The sequence below is a fragment of the Desulfosporosinus burensis genome, assembly GCF_054657535.1.
The window spans coordinates 57,066-71,887 of sequence record NZ_BAAHYN010000005.1; the positions used below are offsets into that span (position 1 = coordinate 57,066).

Genomic DNA, 14,822 nt, shown 5'->3' on the forward strand with positions numbered 1-14,822 from the left:
ACGTCCTGTTTCGTCACCTTAATTACAATGCGCTGGCTATTGCTCGAAGGAGGGGATGTTCGAGATTAGAGCGTTACCATGGGTACTTATTAATGTTTCTATTAGAATTCTTTGCAGACTATTCTTCTTTAACCTAATCTTTAATGTGGAATATACTGGTATTAATCATCCACGGAAAGGTGGTCGATTTAAACGTGGAACAATCTAAGAAGCATGTTCCTCCTTATCCATCCTATTAATAAGACACTCAAACTAGACTATTAGGAACTATTATCTCCGGCACTTTTTGGGGCAGCCGGAGCGTTATTCTTAAGCCTTTTTTCAGGTGAAAAAAATGAACTTGTTCAACGAAAGTTGAACATCGAGTCTCCGGTGACGAAAGCTTCCTGTGGATGGTTTCGCCGAGCCGCTCTATCCCAAAATGAACACTTCGCGGGTCAGGGGGAGTCTACTCCCACTGAAGCAGAATACGGGGTCTCGCTCCCACTTGAAGAAGTAGGGGTCTCACGAAAGAATAACTTTAGCGAATGTTCTGGGGGTACTTTCCTTAAGTTAGCTATTGTGGGTTATTGTGCAGGTGCTGCAGTGGCTGCTTCTTTCGCAATTGGTAAAATCTTGAAGGACTCCCGCCCTCCCTATGATCATCTATTCCTTCCAATCGGGGGGCCATTGTCTCGATCATCTTACTTTTTGGCGCAAATTACCTTCTCCTCTACCGATTTTCTCCATCTAGTTTTAAAGGGGAAGTGGGAGATAATTTTTTGACTCAACTCTTCTCGTTTTTATATTTAAGTACAACATCGATTGCAACAGCGGGCTTAGGCGATATCCTGCCGAATGGTGTGACGGCGCGTGCTTTGGTCGCCATAGAGACAGCCTTTAACCTGTTTACCATGGCTACAACAATCCAGCTTCTTCTTGCTCAGAAAAATTAGTAGAATTCGTTCAGCTAAAGCTAGGCATCTAAAGAACACTTCGCAGCGAAGAAGGAGCCTACTACCGAATTTGAGCATGGAACTCTCGGTTAGGGAAGTGGGAGTCTGTGATGTATGGATCAAAGGGGATAGTTCAGAACAACTTCCCCCTTGTCTATTACTTAGCGATGGGCTCATCATGTATTATGAATTCATTCATATAGCTACTTATAATTGGACAAAAATAGATATAAGATAAAAGGCGAAATAAAAATCTATTAATTACAAAGGGGTAATTTAAAGATGAAAATTTTAGCGGATGTAATGGAACAAGTTGTGAAAAGAAACCCAAACGAAACCGAATTTCACCAAGCGGTAAAAGAAGTCTTAGAATCTATTGATCCAGTTGCTCAGAAACATCCTGAATGGGTAGAGGCTGGAATATTCAGCCGAATTGTTGAGCCAGAAAGGCAAATTGTTTTCAGAGTATCCTGGGTTGATGATAGTGGAAAAGTTCAAGTGAACCGTGGTTTCAGAGTACAATTTAATAGCGCTATTGGTCCTTACAAAGGCGGTTTAAGATTCCACCCATCCGTTTATATTGGTATCATTAAGTTCCTTGGCTTTGAACAAATCTTTAAAAATTCGCTGACAGGTCTCCCTATTGGTGGCGCTAAAGGTGGATGTGATTTTGATCCGAAGGGTAAATCTGACGGAGAAATCATGAGATTCTGCCAGAGCTTTATGTTTGAGTTAGCTAAACATATTGGAGCAGATACAGACGTCCCCGCAGGTGACATCGGTGTCGGTGGGCGTGAAATAGGTTATCTTTATGGAATGTACAAAAGACTCCGTAATGAATTCACCGGAGTTCTTACTGGTAAAGGATTAACCTGGGGTGGAAGCTTAGTGCGAACTGAAGCCACCGGTTATGGACTTTGCTATTTTATGGAAGAAGCACTCAATGCTAAAGGCAAATCCTTTAAAGGTGCGACTGTTAGCATTTCTGGATCAGGCAATGTATCTATTTATGCAGCTGAAAAGGTTGCCCATTTAGGCGGAAAAGTTGTAGCAATGAGTGATTCTAATGGTTATATCTTTGATCCTGAAGGTATAAACCTTGATACCGTTAAACAAATCAAAGAAATTGATCGACTCAGAATCAGCAAATATATCGACTCTCACCCAAGTGCAACTTACACCGATGGGTGTGCTGACATCTGGAGCGTTAAGTGCGATATTGCTCTCCCATGTGCTACACAAAACGAATTAGACGGACAAGCTGCTCAGACTTTAATCGCTAATGGCTGCTACGCTGTCGGTGAAGGAGCGAATATGCCTTCTACTCCTGAAGCGGTTGATCTCTTTATTGATAAAAAAGTAATCTTCGGCCCTGCTAAAGCAGCTAACGCCGGTGGAGTTGCAACTTCAGCCCTCGAAATGTCTCAAAATAGCATGAGATATTCATGGTCTTTTGAAGAAGTTGATGCCAAACTTAAAGACATTATGATCAACATTTATAAAAGCGCCAGTGAAGCCGCGAAAGAATACGGTCAAGAAGACAATCTCGTAGTTGGTGCAAATATCGCTGGCTTTATCAAGGTCGCAACTGCCATGTATTCTCAAGGAATTGCTTATTAAAATAAGGGTTAATAAGATATGCAGATAGAAGGAAAGGCACCTTGGTTGAATTACCAGGGTGCCTCGTTTTAAACTTAAATCTTGCTTTCATAATTCTGAGCATCACTTAATATCGTTTAAATAAAGAATTCCACCGTTCAATGCAATATTATTTGGTAAATTTACTGCTGAATCTGCTAAGGAATGCTTTTATTCCTCCACTTTTCTCCGGCGCTACTTGTGCGTTCAAAGTATCTGATAAACTTCCTGCCTGCCCATTTGAATTCAGTCCCTGAAAAGTTCCTCCTTGAGGGAATTCTGGGAATTTGATTCCTCGTCTCTGCATAAAGCGTTCGAGACCTCTCATAGGAAATGGGTTTTGTCCCAAGCTTTGCATAAGGTTTGGGATATTTTGATTCTTAAATAGGTTAGGTCCTCCAATCGACATACTTCATCCACCTCCTTAAATACACGGGCTAAACAATAATAGGCTTCCCAATAATAGGAAGCCTCATCTTTCAGATGTTTTTTAGAAGATAACTCCCAAAGCAATCAAGATTAATATTGCGATTGCAATAATCCCTACACCTACGCCTACACCCGTACCACAAGCAACGGGGGCAACGGCAGCTACGCGGCAACCGCAAGCAGCACCATAACCATATCCGTACATATTCTTATACCTCCTTCAAAATTTTAATTCTTGGCTTATGCTATAAAGGATTTAGAATACAATTCCCATTGCGATAAGGAGCAAAATTATTACTACTACGGCCGCAATACCAGCGCCAATGCCACCATGAGCTCCTTCAAGTCCGCCTGCTCCGAATGCCATTTTGAATCCCCCTTTCATTCTTTGATACATTATACGTAGTCGAGTTGTTTTTGTTCCATAATTTGGTATAAATTCGATTATTATACATAGACAAAAAGTCCGCATGCCAATGGGCAAACGGACTTTTTGTCTCGTATTTTTTTACGTTCATTGACAATATAAATATGATTGTAATTACCCCACCTGAGAAAGCATTTTCATAATAACGATTTTTCTCCACTGTCTCCGGTTCTTATAGTGTACGCATTTTCTACAGCAGTTACAAAAATCTTGCCGTCTCCGATTTCACCAGTTCGTGCTTCTTTCTTAATAATTTGAATAACCTCTTCTACATATTGATCTAATACAACGATTTCAATCTTCACCTTGGGGATTAGATGAACGTTATATTCCACACCCCGATAAATCTGTGTATTCCCTTTTTGTTTACCGCACCCGATTACTTGGGTGACGGTCAAACCATTAACTCCCTGATTTCCCAAGGCATCTTTTACATTATCTAGCTTTCCGGGTCGGATGATCGCCTCAATTTTCTTCATCATACATCACTCCTAAGCAATTTGAGTTAACTTAACTCACTCTTTACTATCCTTTTTGACGCTGTCCTTACGGCCAAGTTCTTGCCTTATATTCTGAGTGCAAGTCACAAACCGTCCCCAACTTGCACAACTTGCCTATTAGACGAATTCAGAGTAAGCAGTTTCACCGTGTAATGATAAATCCAAACCTGTGGATTCCTGCTCCTCATTGACACGAAGCTTCATGACGAGGGCAATCCCCTTCATGATGACAAATGTTGCTGCCACCGTAAATACTACTGTAATTCCAACACTCATCGCCTGGATTCCCAAGAGTGACGCATTCCCGTAGAACAAGCCGTCTGCACCAGCCGGATTAATAGTTGTGGTAGCGAAAATCCCGGTTGCCAAAGCTCCCCATGTACCACCTATTCCATGACATCCAAAGGCATCTAAGGCATCGTCGTATCCAAACTTTGCTTTAATAATACTAATTGCTAGATAACAAATTGCTCCACCGACCAAGCCAATGAATATGGAGGAGAGCGGAGTTACAAAGCCTGCACCCGGGGTTATAGCTACTAAACCGGCCACTGCGCCGCTGGCTGCGCCAAGCATGGTGGATTTTCCTCTATGGAGACGTTCCACAACTGCCCAGGCAACAGCCGCTGCAGCCGCTGCGGTATTTGTATTTACAAAGGCCATAGCCGCTAAGCCGTTGGCACCCAAGGCACTGCCTGCATTAAACCCAAACCAGCCAAACCATAGGAGGCCTGCTCCTAAAACAGTCATTGGAACGTGATGCGGCGCCATGGAGTCTTTACCTAACCCTTTGCGTTTTCCGAGCACTAAGGCCGCTATCAAGGCAGAGTATCCCGAACTAATGTGCACCACGTTTCCTCCAGCAAAGTCTAACGCGCCGAGAGTCCTTAAGAAACCACCCACACCCCAGACCCAATGGGCCAAAGGATCGTAAACAAAGGTCGCCCACAAAAGTATGAATGCTATGAAGGCTGGAAAACGCATCCGTTCTGCGATAGAACCGCTTATTAAAGCGGGAGTGATGATTGCAAACATCATCTGGAAGGCCATAAATGAAAGTGCAGGGATGGTAGCTGCGTAATCTGGGTTAGGCTCCATACCAACTCCATTTAACCCCAGCCAGTCTAAGCCGCCAATTAAACCGTGATAGTCTGTCCCAAAGGCCAAAGTATATCCCACCAAAATCCACTGCAAAGACATGATACCCATAATGATCCAACTATGCATCAAGGTACTGAGAACATTCTTTTTACGGACCATACCACCATAAAAAAGTGCTAAACCGGGTGTCATAAGAAACACCAGTGCTGTCGAAATCATAATAAATCCTGTATCTCCCGTATCCATCATCATTCCTCCTCGTTATAAAGAAAAGGCGCTTTGAGTTACTCATTACGAGTATCCTCAAAGCGCCATTGCTTTGCCTTCAATATTTACTTACCCATGGGTAATCGGTTGTGCACACCTTATGTTTGATATTCTAGCATGAAGAAGGAATGTTTTACAATACTATTCTTTCATGAATCCTGTATACTCTTTCAGAGGTCAGAGGTCAGAAACCAGAGAGTCGGAATTTGAAGCGGAAAGTCTTAGTCGGAGAATCTGAAACTAACTGTACATCGATATACGATGTTTGACTTAGCGGGTTTATTGGATATTGTTCATTAAACTACTCAAGATAGGATCATAGATGAACTTCAAAAATAAAAATAAGATGAGCCCCACGACTCCACCGATCATTGAGCCATTAATCCTAATCCATTGCAGGTCGTTACCTGCCTTGTCTTCTATAAATTGATTAAGGTCCTGGTCAGTGTAGGTTGCTAAGGTCTCTCTGACTATATTTCCGATCAAGTCATGTTCATTCTTAATTACTCTACATAAGGTGTCCGCAATGAAGGCATTGATCGTTTTCTGAAGCACCTTATTTTCCTGGACGTTTACCCAATGCTGATTAATGAAGGGGTGCAGTGCACGATGCAGCGCATTCAGCTCGGACGCTCCGAATATCGCTTGTATCACTGATTCTAAGAATCTCTCAAACAAAGCCTCTGCCAAGACGTCCTCTTTCCACTGCTCAATTTGTGTCTTAAACTCAATATCTCGCTCTAATTCGGCTATTTTAGCTTCGAAGGTATCCTTCAGGCTGATACGCAGTGGATGTTTAGGGTCTTTCAAATTGCGTAAGGTTAATAGCAACTCTATTTGTAATGCTTCGGCCGCTTCCTCAAGATTCAAACCATCTGACATTTCAATAAAGCCCAGCATTGTTCGAAATATCGCTCCACCGTTCGCTACTTTTTCTTCTTTAATTCCCTCAAGGTAACGAATAATAACTTGCCGGGTTTCCCCTTCTGAAGCTTTATCCCACAATCCTTCCGTTAAGCGATCAATACCTAGATCGACATAACCTTGCTCCAAAGCCCACTCGCTCATATCTTGAATCCTCGACGCCAAGTTCCAGGTCTTCGCATACTCACGAAGAAACTCTGCTAGTTTATGGGCAAGATGCTTTGAATTCTGTTTTTCCACATAGCCCCGGATATAGAACGTTAACTTTTCTGTAAGATAATTGGACCCGCCTTCCTTTTCGACGTACTTAAGAAGTGTTTCTATAAAGGGAATTCCTTCAATTTTCATACGGATCATATCCATACTTAAAAGTTCTTTTTGCACCATGGAGGCGACCGCTTCAATTACCTTTTCTCTATTTCTCGGGATTAGGGCCGTGTGGTAACCCCAACCAAGCGGTTTTCTGAAAATCGCTGTTACCGCAAACCAATCGGCAATCCCACCTACTAATGCTGCTTCCGAAACGAAAAAGATCAGACTAATTCCGAAACTATTGGGGTAATAGTATTCTAACCCCGCTGCTCCCACAAAAAATAAAAAGACTGCCGCTAAGGTGATATTTGCTTTTTTATGATAATTCATGAGCGAAACACCACCCCAAGCACATAAATTATCATTCCGACCAAACCGCCGACTACCGACCCGTTGATTCGAATCATTTGCAAATCATTACCGGCTTTTTCCTCAATCAGCTTGACGAGTTTGTCATCCGTCAAAGGGTCTAGACCTTCACGAACTAGGCGCCCGATGGCATGATGGTGAAATCCAATCTGGATCTCGAGAATTTGTTTAACCCGTTCATCCACTTTGATCCTAAGTTCTTTATTCTGTTCAAATTTCCCTAAGTAACGATCCCAATTGTCCCCTAACTCATTTAGAAAACGCCTGAGTATGGAGTGGGTCAAGGATGAATTGGGAGTGCTTGTCCCTGTCTTATTTAATACTTTATAAATTGTGCGGTTTAGATCGTTTTGTAACGATGGCTTTGTCTTAAGTTCTAACACAAAGCTCTGTAAGGAAGCCTTAAGCCAAGACTCAACAGTGCCATCCTGTAATAAGAGTTTAACTTTATCCTGAAGACCTTGCGCCAAAACATAGGGTGAGGGGAGGAACTTTCCAACCATTTTTCGGGCAGGATTATCTTCACCATACCTTGCTAAAGCCGCTTCAATCATAGTTATTAGAGCAACCTTTATCACAGGTTGATCCAAATACTGATCGGCTGTCTGGCAAATGATTTTTAATACCTGATCGACATTGCTATGTTCCAGAGAAAATTCGAGGACTTCCGCTAGAGTCTGGGCAAGATTCAAACTACTTAGGTTTTCTTGAAGCAAGCCTTGAAATTTAGGATTACTTCCTTCTGTCTCAAGTTGGTTCCTTAAGTCTTTCTCAAGAATAGCGAATAGATGATAGATGGTCTTTCGAACGTCTGGCTCTGCGATGATTCGAATCAGCACCTCTGAAAAATCCCAGACGGATAGTTTACGCCGGAGTACGTCTTTTGATAGTAATTCATGCTGTACCATATCTGCCAAGGCTGTAAAAATCCGTTCTCGGTTCTGGGGAATAATCTCCGTACGCACTACTTTGCCTGGTCGAATTCCTAACGGACGTCGAAAAAGAGCCGTCACGGCAAACCAGTCAGCAAGCCCTCCGATCATCCCAGCACTACATCCGCTTGAGATAAGCCCGCCGATGAAACTGCCATGGAACGGATAACTAACTAAAAACCCTAGAGTTATTCCTCCCAGTGTGAGATTGGCACTCTGGGTGTTATTTATTTTCGTCATTATTCTTCCCACCTACAAACATTAATGAATATCTACATCTACATCCATCTCCACACCCAGCGCATTTCTTCAAAGACGCCAGCGCCACACTCATCCATTCGCTTCCAAACCCCCGTCGACCCCAAAAGCCAGAGGGAGTTTCTTAGCTTAGAGAGCATGTGAGTGGAATTGCGTCAATGAGCGCAGTCGATCAACCGTTAAGAACCACAACTGTTCACATGCGCCGGCACAGGACGTGCCAAGTGTCGAATGCGCCAAGACTCGAACAGGACGTTCGAGATTAGAGCGCCGCCATGACTCAACCAAGGATGGTTGAGATTAGAACACCGCCATGGATGGCAAGGTGTCGTGACGGCAAGGCGCCGTGACGGCATAGCATTCGACCAGAAAGCCCAGAAGTTTTGCGGTTTAGGTTGAGCGACAAGCGAATAGCAATGGAACACGATAGTCTCCAGTACGATAGTCTCCAGTACGATAGTCTCCAGTACGATAGTCTCCAGTGGAGAGTATCGCCGAAGCCGCTGATCCCGAAAGGAACACTTCGCGGCGAAGGATAGAGTATCGCCGAAGGATGCTAAGACACTTCCTCCTTATTTTAGTCTATTTTTCATTCTTGTACCAGTATCTTAGTGTTTGAGCCTATCTTGCTTCCTGCTGCCAATACTATATACAAGATTACCTTTGGGCCCATAAACCTTTTTGCCACCCCAAAAAACTCCTGTCTGTAGTGGGTATTTCTCTAACTGATTAATGCCTCTGTTATTTCTTATCTGAGCTAGCTAAATCGTCCAGCACAAGGTTTAACTGTTGCAAAACCTTGTTCAGTTCTGCAACTTGAGGGAAATCTAGCTTCTTAAATATGCGGGCAAACTTAGTCTTTCTTTCCTCTTCAAAGGCCTTTAAGGGTTCAATACCTTGAGGGGAAAGTTGAATTATCACCACGCGGCGATCTTCTTCGCTTCGCGTTCGCGTGATAAGACCTAACTTATATAGACGATCTACAAAGCCAGTTACTGCCCCCAACGTAATCCCAAACTGTTGGGCAATATCAGACGGCGTACAGATAACGCGACGTTCCAGATACCTTAAGAACATCATCTGATGCATAGATAAGTCACTGTCTTCAGGCATCAAAAAATATTGATACTTTTTCCAAACTGCCCTAAACAATTGGTCTGTCTCTTCCATGAGAGCAGCTTCTTTTTCCTTGGTCATGGGTATATCACTCCTAACGTCTGCGATACAGCTGCGGAGAGTTGCGTTACAGCCGTTCCGCCCCTACGCTCGCAGACCAAACTAAAGGCTAACCTGCTGGATGCAAGTGGGCGGGGTTCCGCCAAATTCGACATCCGTTGGCCATGGACGGCCGAGTGTCGTCGGAACCATGGATGGTGGGAGGCGACCGTGTCTCAGTTGGCGCGTGATCCATCCTTGGATCCCGCCCCGCCATGAAAGAGCAGGTTGGCCTAAGTTTGGTTATCTGCTCACGTAGAGGGCTCGCTTGCCGTAATCGCAACTCTCCGGGCTAAGATTACGGGTCTCTTCGAAAGCAGGCTTGTAAGTTTCTCGTACTAGTCAGAAAGTATAAGCAACTAAGGCTATCGCCGGCGCCTGAAGGCTTGGCGCTAGCCAAGTTTTCTTTATTCTCATGAGCATCACGTGGATTTTATTTACAAAAGAGAACGACTTAAGCGAGTTGCTTACCAAACTTCGCGAAAAGCAGGCAGCGGAGACGAGTTGGAAACAGGACGTTTCCAACCGGCAACTGAGGCAAGGTCGCCTCCCACCATCCTTGGTTCCGGCGACACTCGGCCATCCTTGGCCAGCGGATGCTAATTGCCGGGAACTCGTCGGAGCGGACGGCTTTGAGCGTTAGTTTGGTCTACGCAGCTTACGGAGTGAACGTTGTAAATAAAATCCGCTTGAACAGCGGACTGTCTCTTGATAGCCTTATTATAATTCCCATAAATAGTTTATGTCAATTAGTATTCACCTATTCTCTTCTTTGATACAGTTAACCCTTACAAATATGCGCAAAAAGACTCAGGCTCGTAAACATATGCCTGAGTCTTTGGCCTTCATTATTAGTGATGCCGTATGCTTCATTGGCGGTTATTCGTAGATTTTCTCCTCCGTCAAATGTGCGTTTAGGGCATCCTCTTCAATTGATCGGTGGTTGGCCATCTGGGTTTTTAACTCCTTGTAATATTCGTGCTGAATGATCAGATCCATTACTTCGTTCGTACCCGTCCAAATCATGATCAAACGTGTATCCCGCAAGAGCCTTTCGACAGGATAGACATTAGTATAGCCGATCCCCCCCATGATCTGCATGGCATCGTTGACCACAGCCCAAGCCGAAGTAGTAGCAAATTTCTTAGCTTCAGAGACTAAACGTCTGCCCTGAGCTGCTGGTACACCCGAGTCAATAGCTCGAGCTGCTGCATAGACCAAGGCTCTTGCGGCATCTAAGCGAGTGATAGAGTCAGCAACCTTAAAACTAACTCCTTGAAAATCCTTGATGGTATGATTAAAAGCCTTACGTTTGGTACTGTATACTGCCGCTACTTCCAAGGCCGCCCGAGCCATACCTAAGGCTCCAGCCGCACTAGTCAGTCTTTCCGGGATCATCATCTGATAGAAAATTTCTGTTGCTCCATTTTCTTGGCCCAAGAGATTTCTGCTCGGAATTCGCACATCCTTGAAAACAACTCTTCCTGCGCCACCACCCCGGGTGCCCATAAGTCCGTAAACATGCCCGACCTCAACGCCTGGACCCCTGTCAACGATAAAGGCACTCATGCTTTCATGAGATTTGCCTTCTGGATTAGTTTTGGCATACACCATAAAATAATCCGCACCCTCAGCACCGACCACAAAACGCTTTTGACCGTTTAGGATAAAATCCTCTCCATCTCGTACCGCTACAGTGGTTGCGCCAAAGAAGTCTGAACCGCCCCGGGGTTCAGTCAATGCTTCAGCTGTGAAGAGTTTCCCTTCTAAGGTGGGTTTTAGATAACGCTGTTTTAAGTCTTCCGAACCAAAACGAGCGAGCGCTTCCCCAACAATGGAAGGTAGCGAGTAAAGGCAGGCCAGACTAGTACCTAAGACCCCGATCTCCTCCAAGACCCCTATTTCGTCAACCCAGTTTAACCCTCGCCCTCCATACTGTGGGTCAAAACGCAAACCTAAAAGGTTTGCTTCCCCAAGGTCTTTAATGTATTCGCCAGGATAAACTACTTTCTCGGCATCCATATCTAGGATTAACTGCTTGGGTACTTTCTCTTTTACGAAGGCGATCGCTTCTTTCTGAAGTTCCTTTTGGGCATCTGTCAAAAGAAAATCGAACATCTTTCTCTCCTCCTTGTTCATGGTAATTCCTTATCCATTAGTTGTCTAACTATCGTTGCTAGGGTCACCTTCTTTAGATTGATGTTCCTGATTCCGTTTCCGCAATAACTCTGTAAACTGCTGATGATAGTCCAGTAACTCCTCTTTCAAAAGGATGAGTTCTTGGATCTTTTCTTCCAGCTCCTTGAGACGCTTTTCCCCGTAGGCTACTGTACGTTCCAGTTGGAGACCTTCTGTGCGATCAATATCATAGAGATCAAGCATTTCCTTAATTTCGGCCAGAGAAAAACCCAATCTTTTACCCCGAAGAATTAACGTCAAGCGAGCTCTCTCACGTGGACCATATAATCTCTGGCTCATTTTCTCGTGGTGTAATGGGGTTAGCAAGCCCATTTCCTCATAATAACGAATGGTCCTCGTTGTAATTAGTAATTCTTGGGCTAAATTGGAAATACTTACGAGCGGCTGTTCCGCAACCAAAAAATGCACTTCCTTTCAGAATAATCACGTATAAGCAACGTTCTTGGACAACAATTCCTATCAAATTTTTATGCGTACCTGGTTTGCTATTACAAATATTCTGACACCAGTTTACGTAAACGTCAAGAGCTTTAATGTCGAAAATAGATATTTTTCTAAAGGTTCCGTTCCAAAATCCTGCCAAACCTATACGTAAATCTTGGAAAATTGGGAACTATAAAGCAAACCCTTTCAGGTAGAGTCTTAACCTTCTCCTACGGCTTAACTATATTAAATCTAGGTCTCAGCGTGTTAATTACCTTCCGCATTGAGAAAGGAAATGTCTAGAGCTGTGAATAGCCGGACATACATAACTTACTGAAGGAGGACTCCCATGTGTAATAACCCCTTGATTAAAGATCCCTATCAACAGTTGGATGACTATATCGATGGCCTGCCCTACAAAAAAGAAAACCTTATTTTAATTCTCCATCATGCTCAAGAACTCTTTGGCTACTTGCCCGATAAGGTGCAGTGGCATATTGCTCAGAAATTGGACATTCCCTCGGCCAAGGTCTATGGCGTAGTGAGTTTTTATTCGTTCTTTACCATGAAGCCCCGTGGACAACACGTAGCGAACGTTTGCATGGGTACTGCTTGTTTTGTGCGAGGGTCTGAAAAGTTACAACAGGAAATCGAGAGTCAGCTAGGTATTAAAACTGGACAAACCACGGCGGATCATCTCTTTTCTCTGGAGTCTGTACGTTGTATTGGAGCTTGTGGCCTAGCTCCTGTCATGACGATGGATGGAAAAGTCCATGGACGTCTGGAAAGTACCGAGGATGTGAACCAGGTCCTTGCTAAGTATCGCCCGGAAGCGATGCGCGAGGTACGAGGAACGAAGTGCGATATTTGAACCTCGAACCTATGCGAGGCGCAATGCACGATACTTGAAACTATTTGAGGCGCGATACTTGAAAGTCGGTCCTCAGACTTCGAACCACGAACCTCGAACCTCGCGCCTCGAACAAAAGGAAGGAAAGTATATGAAACTCAAAGACACCGCTGCGCTGAATGCATTAAAAGCGCAAAGCCTAGCTCTTCTCGAAAACCGGCGTGTATCTAACCCAATCACGACTATGGACGCCCAAGGCAAACCTCGGCATATTATGCTTTGCGGCGGAACCGGCTGCCATGCTTCAGAAAGTCCTGAGATAGCTAAACTTCTTAAAGGGGAACTAGATCGGCGCGGTTTATCTGATCAAGTTGAAGTGCTCCAAACAGGTTGTTTTGGGTTCTGTGAAAAAGGACCAATTCTTGAAATCCACCCCGATAATATTCTCTATGTAGAAGTTTCCACCAACGATGTAGCGGATATCGTTGAAGAACACTTCATCCAAGGGAAAGAGCTTGAACGCCTTCTCTATGTTGATCCCAACACAGAAAAGCGTTTTGCCTCTGACCTCCCCTTCTATCACAATCAACTTCGAATTGCCCTCCGCAACTGTAGCTATATTGCCCCTGAAGACATTCGCGAATATATCGCAGCTGATGGTTATCAGGCCTTAGCCAAAGTCCTTTTTAAGATGACTCCGGACTCGGTTATTGACGAGGTTAAGAAAAGTGGCCTCCGTGGGCGAGGCGGTGGAGGATTTCCCACCGGCATAAAGTGGGAATTAACGCGTCAAGGGGAGGCGAAACAACGCTATATTATTTGTAATGCCGACGAAGGGGATCCAGGCGCTTTTATGGACCGCTCCATCCTTGAAGGCGACCCTCACAGTGTCTTAGAAGCTATGCTCATTGCAGGCTCAGCAATCGGGTCAACCCATGGGTTTATCTATATCCGTGCGGAATACCCTTTAGCTATTCATCGTTTAGAAATCGCCATTACCCAAGCTAGGGAGTATGGATTGCTTGGGGAAGGAATTTTAGGCAGTGATTTTTGCTTTGATGTTGAAATCAAATACGGGGCCGGGGCCTTTGTGTGCGGAGAAGAAACAGCTCTGATTCATTCCATCGAAGGCACTCGCGGGGAGCCTTCGGTCAAACCACCCTTCCCTGCTCAACAGGGACTATGGGGCAAGCCCACCTGTGTCAATAATGTGGAAACATTCGCGAATATCCCCCCCATTATTTTAAGGGGAGCCGATTGGTTTGCTAGTATTGGGACGGAAAAAAGTAAGGGAACCAAGGTTTTTGCCTTAGCTGGGAAAGTCAACAATGTTGGCCTAGTAGAAGTCCCAATGGGAACAACTCTCCGACAAATTATTTTTGACATTGGTGGAGGGATAAAACACCATAAAATGTTTAAAGCCGCCCAAACTGGCGGACCCTCTGGCGGATGTATCCCCACAAAATATTTGGATACCCCTATCGATTATGAATCCTTAATCTTCATCGGCTCCATGATGGGCTCTGGGGGGCTGATTGTCATGGATGATAGCGATTGTATGGTTAATATCGCCAAGTTCTTTCTCGAATTCACAGTGGACGAATCCTGCGGTCGGTGCACCGCCTGTCGAGTGGGTACAAAACGTCTTCATGAAACCCTGACAAAAATTACGGAAGGCAAAGGGACCTTAGATGATTTAGATAGTTTGGAGAAACTGAGCAAGATTATTAAGGATACCTCTCTTTGCGGGCTTGGACAAAGTGCTCCCAATCCCATTCTTTCCACTTTGGAGTACTTCAGGGACGAATACCTAACCCATATCGTCGATAAATCCTGTCCGGCTGGAGTTTGTAAGAGCCTTCTGAAGTATACGATTACTGACAAATGCAAAGGGTGTACTCTTTGTACTAAACACTGCCCAGCTAACTGCATTACAGGCTCCGCCAAGGAGCCTCACATCATCGACGAAGAGCGTTGCCTCAAATGCGGGGCATGCATGGAAAAATGCCGTTTCGGTGCTATCATCCGCCATTAAGTTACCCC

General features: G+C 44.4%; 15 protein-coding genes. 6 read left to right on the forward strand and 9 right to left on the reverse strand.

Annotated features, from left to right (window positions below; translation table 11 throughout):
* Positions 1-354 precede the first annotated feature (354 nt).
* The 3 genes from ACYQ3Q_RS09730 (at position 355) to gdhA (ending at position 2,555) form a co-directional block, all read left to right on the forward strand.
* On the forward strand, positions 355-765 hold the full coding sequence (locus ACYQ3Q_RS09730) for a hypothetical protein (RefSeq protein WP_459928374.1): 411 nt from the start codon (positions 355-357) through the stop codon (positions 763-765).
* Entirely contained in the window at positions 681-935 is a 255-nt protein-coding gene (locus ACYQ3Q_RS09735; RefSeq protein WP_459928656.1) for an ion channel, read from the forward strand. Before ACYQ3Q_RS09730 ends, ACYQ3Q_RS09735 begins: the two co-directional genes overlap by 85 nt.
* Before the next feature lie 282 nt (positions 936-1,217).
* The gene (gene gdhA / locus ACYQ3Q_RS09740; protein WP_459928375.1) at positions 1,218-2,555 is read left to right on the forward strand and encodes an NADP-specific glutamate dehydrogenase; all 1,338 of its coding nucleotides are present in this window, start codon (positions 1,218-1,220) and stop codon (positions 2,553-2,555) included.
* Between the two features lie 148 nt (positions 2,556-2,703).
* Here the strand turns inward: gdhA and ACYQ3Q_RS09745 are convergent, their stop codons facing one another.
* The 7 genes from ACYQ3Q_RS09745 to ACYQ3Q_RS09775 all read right to left on the reverse strand — a co-directional run bounded on the left by ACYQ3Q_RS09745 (position 2,704) and on the right by ACYQ3Q_RS09775 (position 9,289).
* On the reverse strand, positions 2,704-2,982 hold the full coding sequence (locus ACYQ3Q_RS09745; protein ID WP_459928376.1) for a hypothetical protein: 279 nt from the start codon (positions 2,980-2,982) through the stop codon (positions 2,704-2,706).
* Between the two features lie 81 nt (positions 2,983-3,063).
* Complete coding sequence (locus ACYQ3Q_RS09750) at positions 3,064-3,207, reverse strand: hypothetical protein (RefSeq protein WP_459928377.1); 144 nt, start codon at positions 3,205-3,207, stop codon at positions 3,064-3,066.
* Between the two features lie 359 nt (positions 3,208-3,566).
* Complete coding sequence (locus ACYQ3Q_RS09755) at positions 3,567-3,908, reverse strand: P-II family nitrogen regulator (RefSeq protein ID WP_459928378.1); 342 nt, start codon at positions 3,906-3,908, stop codon at positions 3,567-3,569.
* A 138-nt stretch (positions 3,909-4,046) separates the two neighbouring features.
* A complete protein-coding gene (locus ACYQ3Q_RS09760; RefSeq protein WP_459928379.1) occupies positions 4,047-5,276 on the reverse strand; it encodes an ammonium transporter in 1,230 nt (409 codons plus the stop codon).
* 300 nt (positions 5,277-5,576) lie between these two features.
* Positions 5,577-6,863 (reverse strand): DUF445 domain-containing protein, encoded by a 1,287-nt coding sequence (locus ACYQ3Q_RS09765; RefSeq protein ID WP_459928380.1) that lies wholly within the window; start codon positions 6,861-6,863, stop codon positions 5,577-5,579.
* Positions 6,860-8,074, reverse strand: coding sequence for a DUF445 family protein (locus ACYQ3Q_RS09770; RefSeq protein ID WP_459928381.1), 1,215 nt, complete (start codon positions 8,072-8,074; stop codon positions 6,860-6,862). The genes ACYQ3Q_RS09765 and ACYQ3Q_RS09770 overlap by 4 nt, the downstream gene beginning before the upstream one ends.
* A 759-nt stretch (positions 8,075-8,833) precedes the next feature.
* Positions 8,834-9,289 carry a MarR family winged helix-turn-helix transcriptional regulator gene (locus tag ACYQ3Q_RS09775; RefSeq protein WP_459928382.1) on the reverse strand — a complete coding sequence of 152 codons (456 nt, stop codon included), beginning with the start codon at positions 9,287-9,289 and terminating at the stop codon, positions 8,834-8,836.
* 433 nt (positions 9,290-9,722) lie between these two features.
* On the opposite strand from ACYQ3Q_RS09775, the gene ACYQ3Q_RS09780 reads away from it, so the two are divergent.
* Positions 9,723-9,950 carry a hypothetical protein gene (locus ACYQ3Q_RS09780; protein WP_459928383.1) on the forward strand — a complete coding sequence of 76 codons (228 nt, stop codon included), beginning with the start codon at positions 9,723-9,725 and terminating at the stop codon, positions 9,948-9,950.
* 236 nt (positions 9,951-10,186) lie between these two features.
* Here the strand turns inward: ACYQ3Q_RS09780 and ACYQ3Q_RS09785 are convergent, their stop codons facing one another.
* Positions 10,187-11,425: an acyl-CoA dehydrogenase family protein gene (locus tag ACYQ3Q_RS09785; protein WP_459928384.1), complete on the reverse strand. Its 1,239-nt coding sequence runs from the start codon at positions 11,423-11,425 to the stop codon at positions 10,187-10,189.
* A gap of 45 nt (positions 11,426-11,470) precedes the next feature.
* Complete coding sequence (locus ACYQ3Q_RS09790; RefSeq protein WP_459928385.1) at positions 11,471-11,905, reverse strand: MerR family transcriptional regulator; 435 nt, start codon at positions 11,903-11,905, stop codon at positions 11,471-11,473.
* A 373-nt stretch (positions 11,906-12,278) separates the two neighbouring features.
* On the opposite strand from ACYQ3Q_RS09790, the gene ACYQ3Q_RS09795 reads away from it, so the two are divergent.
* Positions 12,279-12,800, forward strand: a complete 522-nt coding sequence (locus ACYQ3Q_RS09795) for an NADH-quinone oxidoreductase subunit NuoE family protein (RefSeq protein WP_459928386.1) — start codon at positions 12,279-12,281, stop codon at positions 12,798-12,800.
* A 130-nt stretch (positions 12,801-12,930) separates the two neighbouring features.
* Entirely contained in the window at positions 12,931-14,814 is a 1,884-nt protein-coding gene (locus ACYQ3Q_RS09800; RefSeq protein WP_459928387.1) for an NADH-ubiquinone oxidoreductase-F iron-sulfur binding region domain-containing protein, read from the forward strand.
* The last annotated feature ends 8 nt before the right edge of the window (positions 14,815-14,822 follow it).

Bases quoted from the DNA above. Each gene is read 5' to 3' on its own strand.
- gdhA (WP_459928375.1), top strand. From the start codon at position 1,218: ATGAAAATTTTAGCGGATGTAATGGAACAAGTTGTGAAAAGAAACCCA.
- ACYQ3Q_RS09745 (WP_459928376.1), bottom strand. From the start codon at position 2,982: ATGTCGATTGGAGGACCTAACCTATTTAAGAATCAAAATATCCCAAAC.
- ACYQ3Q_RS09750 (WP_459928377.1), bottom strand. From the start codon at position 3,207: ATGTACGGATATGGTTATGGTGCTGCTTGCGGTTGCCGCGTAGCTGCC.
- ACYQ3Q_RS09755 (WP_459928378.1), bottom strand. From the start codon at position 3,908: ATGAAGAAAATTGAGGCGATCATCCGACCCGGAAAGCTAGATAATGTA.
- ACYQ3Q_RS09760 (WP_459928379.1), bottom strand. From the start codon at position 5,276: ATGGATACGGGAGATACAGGATTTATTATGATTTCGACAGCACTGGTG.
- ACYQ3Q_RS09765 (WP_459928380.1), bottom strand. From the start codon at position 6,863: ATGAATTATCATAAAAAAGCAAATATCACCTTAGCGGCAGTCTTTTTA.
- ACYQ3Q_RS09770 (WP_459928381.1), bottom strand. From the start codon at position 8,074: ATGACGAAAATAAATAACACCCAGAGTGCCAATCTCACACTGGGAGGA.
- ACYQ3Q_RS09775 (WP_459928382.1), bottom strand. From the start codon at position 9,289: ATGACCAAGGAAAAAGAAGCTGCTCTCATGGAAGAGACAGACCAATTG.
- ACYQ3Q_RS09780 (WP_459928383.1), top strand. From the start codon at position 9,723: ATGAGCATCACGTGGATTTTATTTACAAAAGAGAACGACTTAAGCGAG.
- ACYQ3Q_RS09785 (WP_459928384.1), bottom strand. From the start codon at position 11,425: ATGTTCGATTTTCTTTTGACAGATGCCCAAAAGGAACTTCAGAAAGAA.
- ACYQ3Q_RS09795 (WP_459928386.1), top strand. From the start codon at position 12,279: ATGTGTAATAACCCCTTGATTAAAGATCCCTATCAACAGTTGGATGAC.
- ACYQ3Q_RS09800 (WP_459928387.1), top strand. From the start codon at position 12,931: ATGAAACTCAAAGACACCGCTGCGCTGAATGCATTAAAAGCGCAAAGC.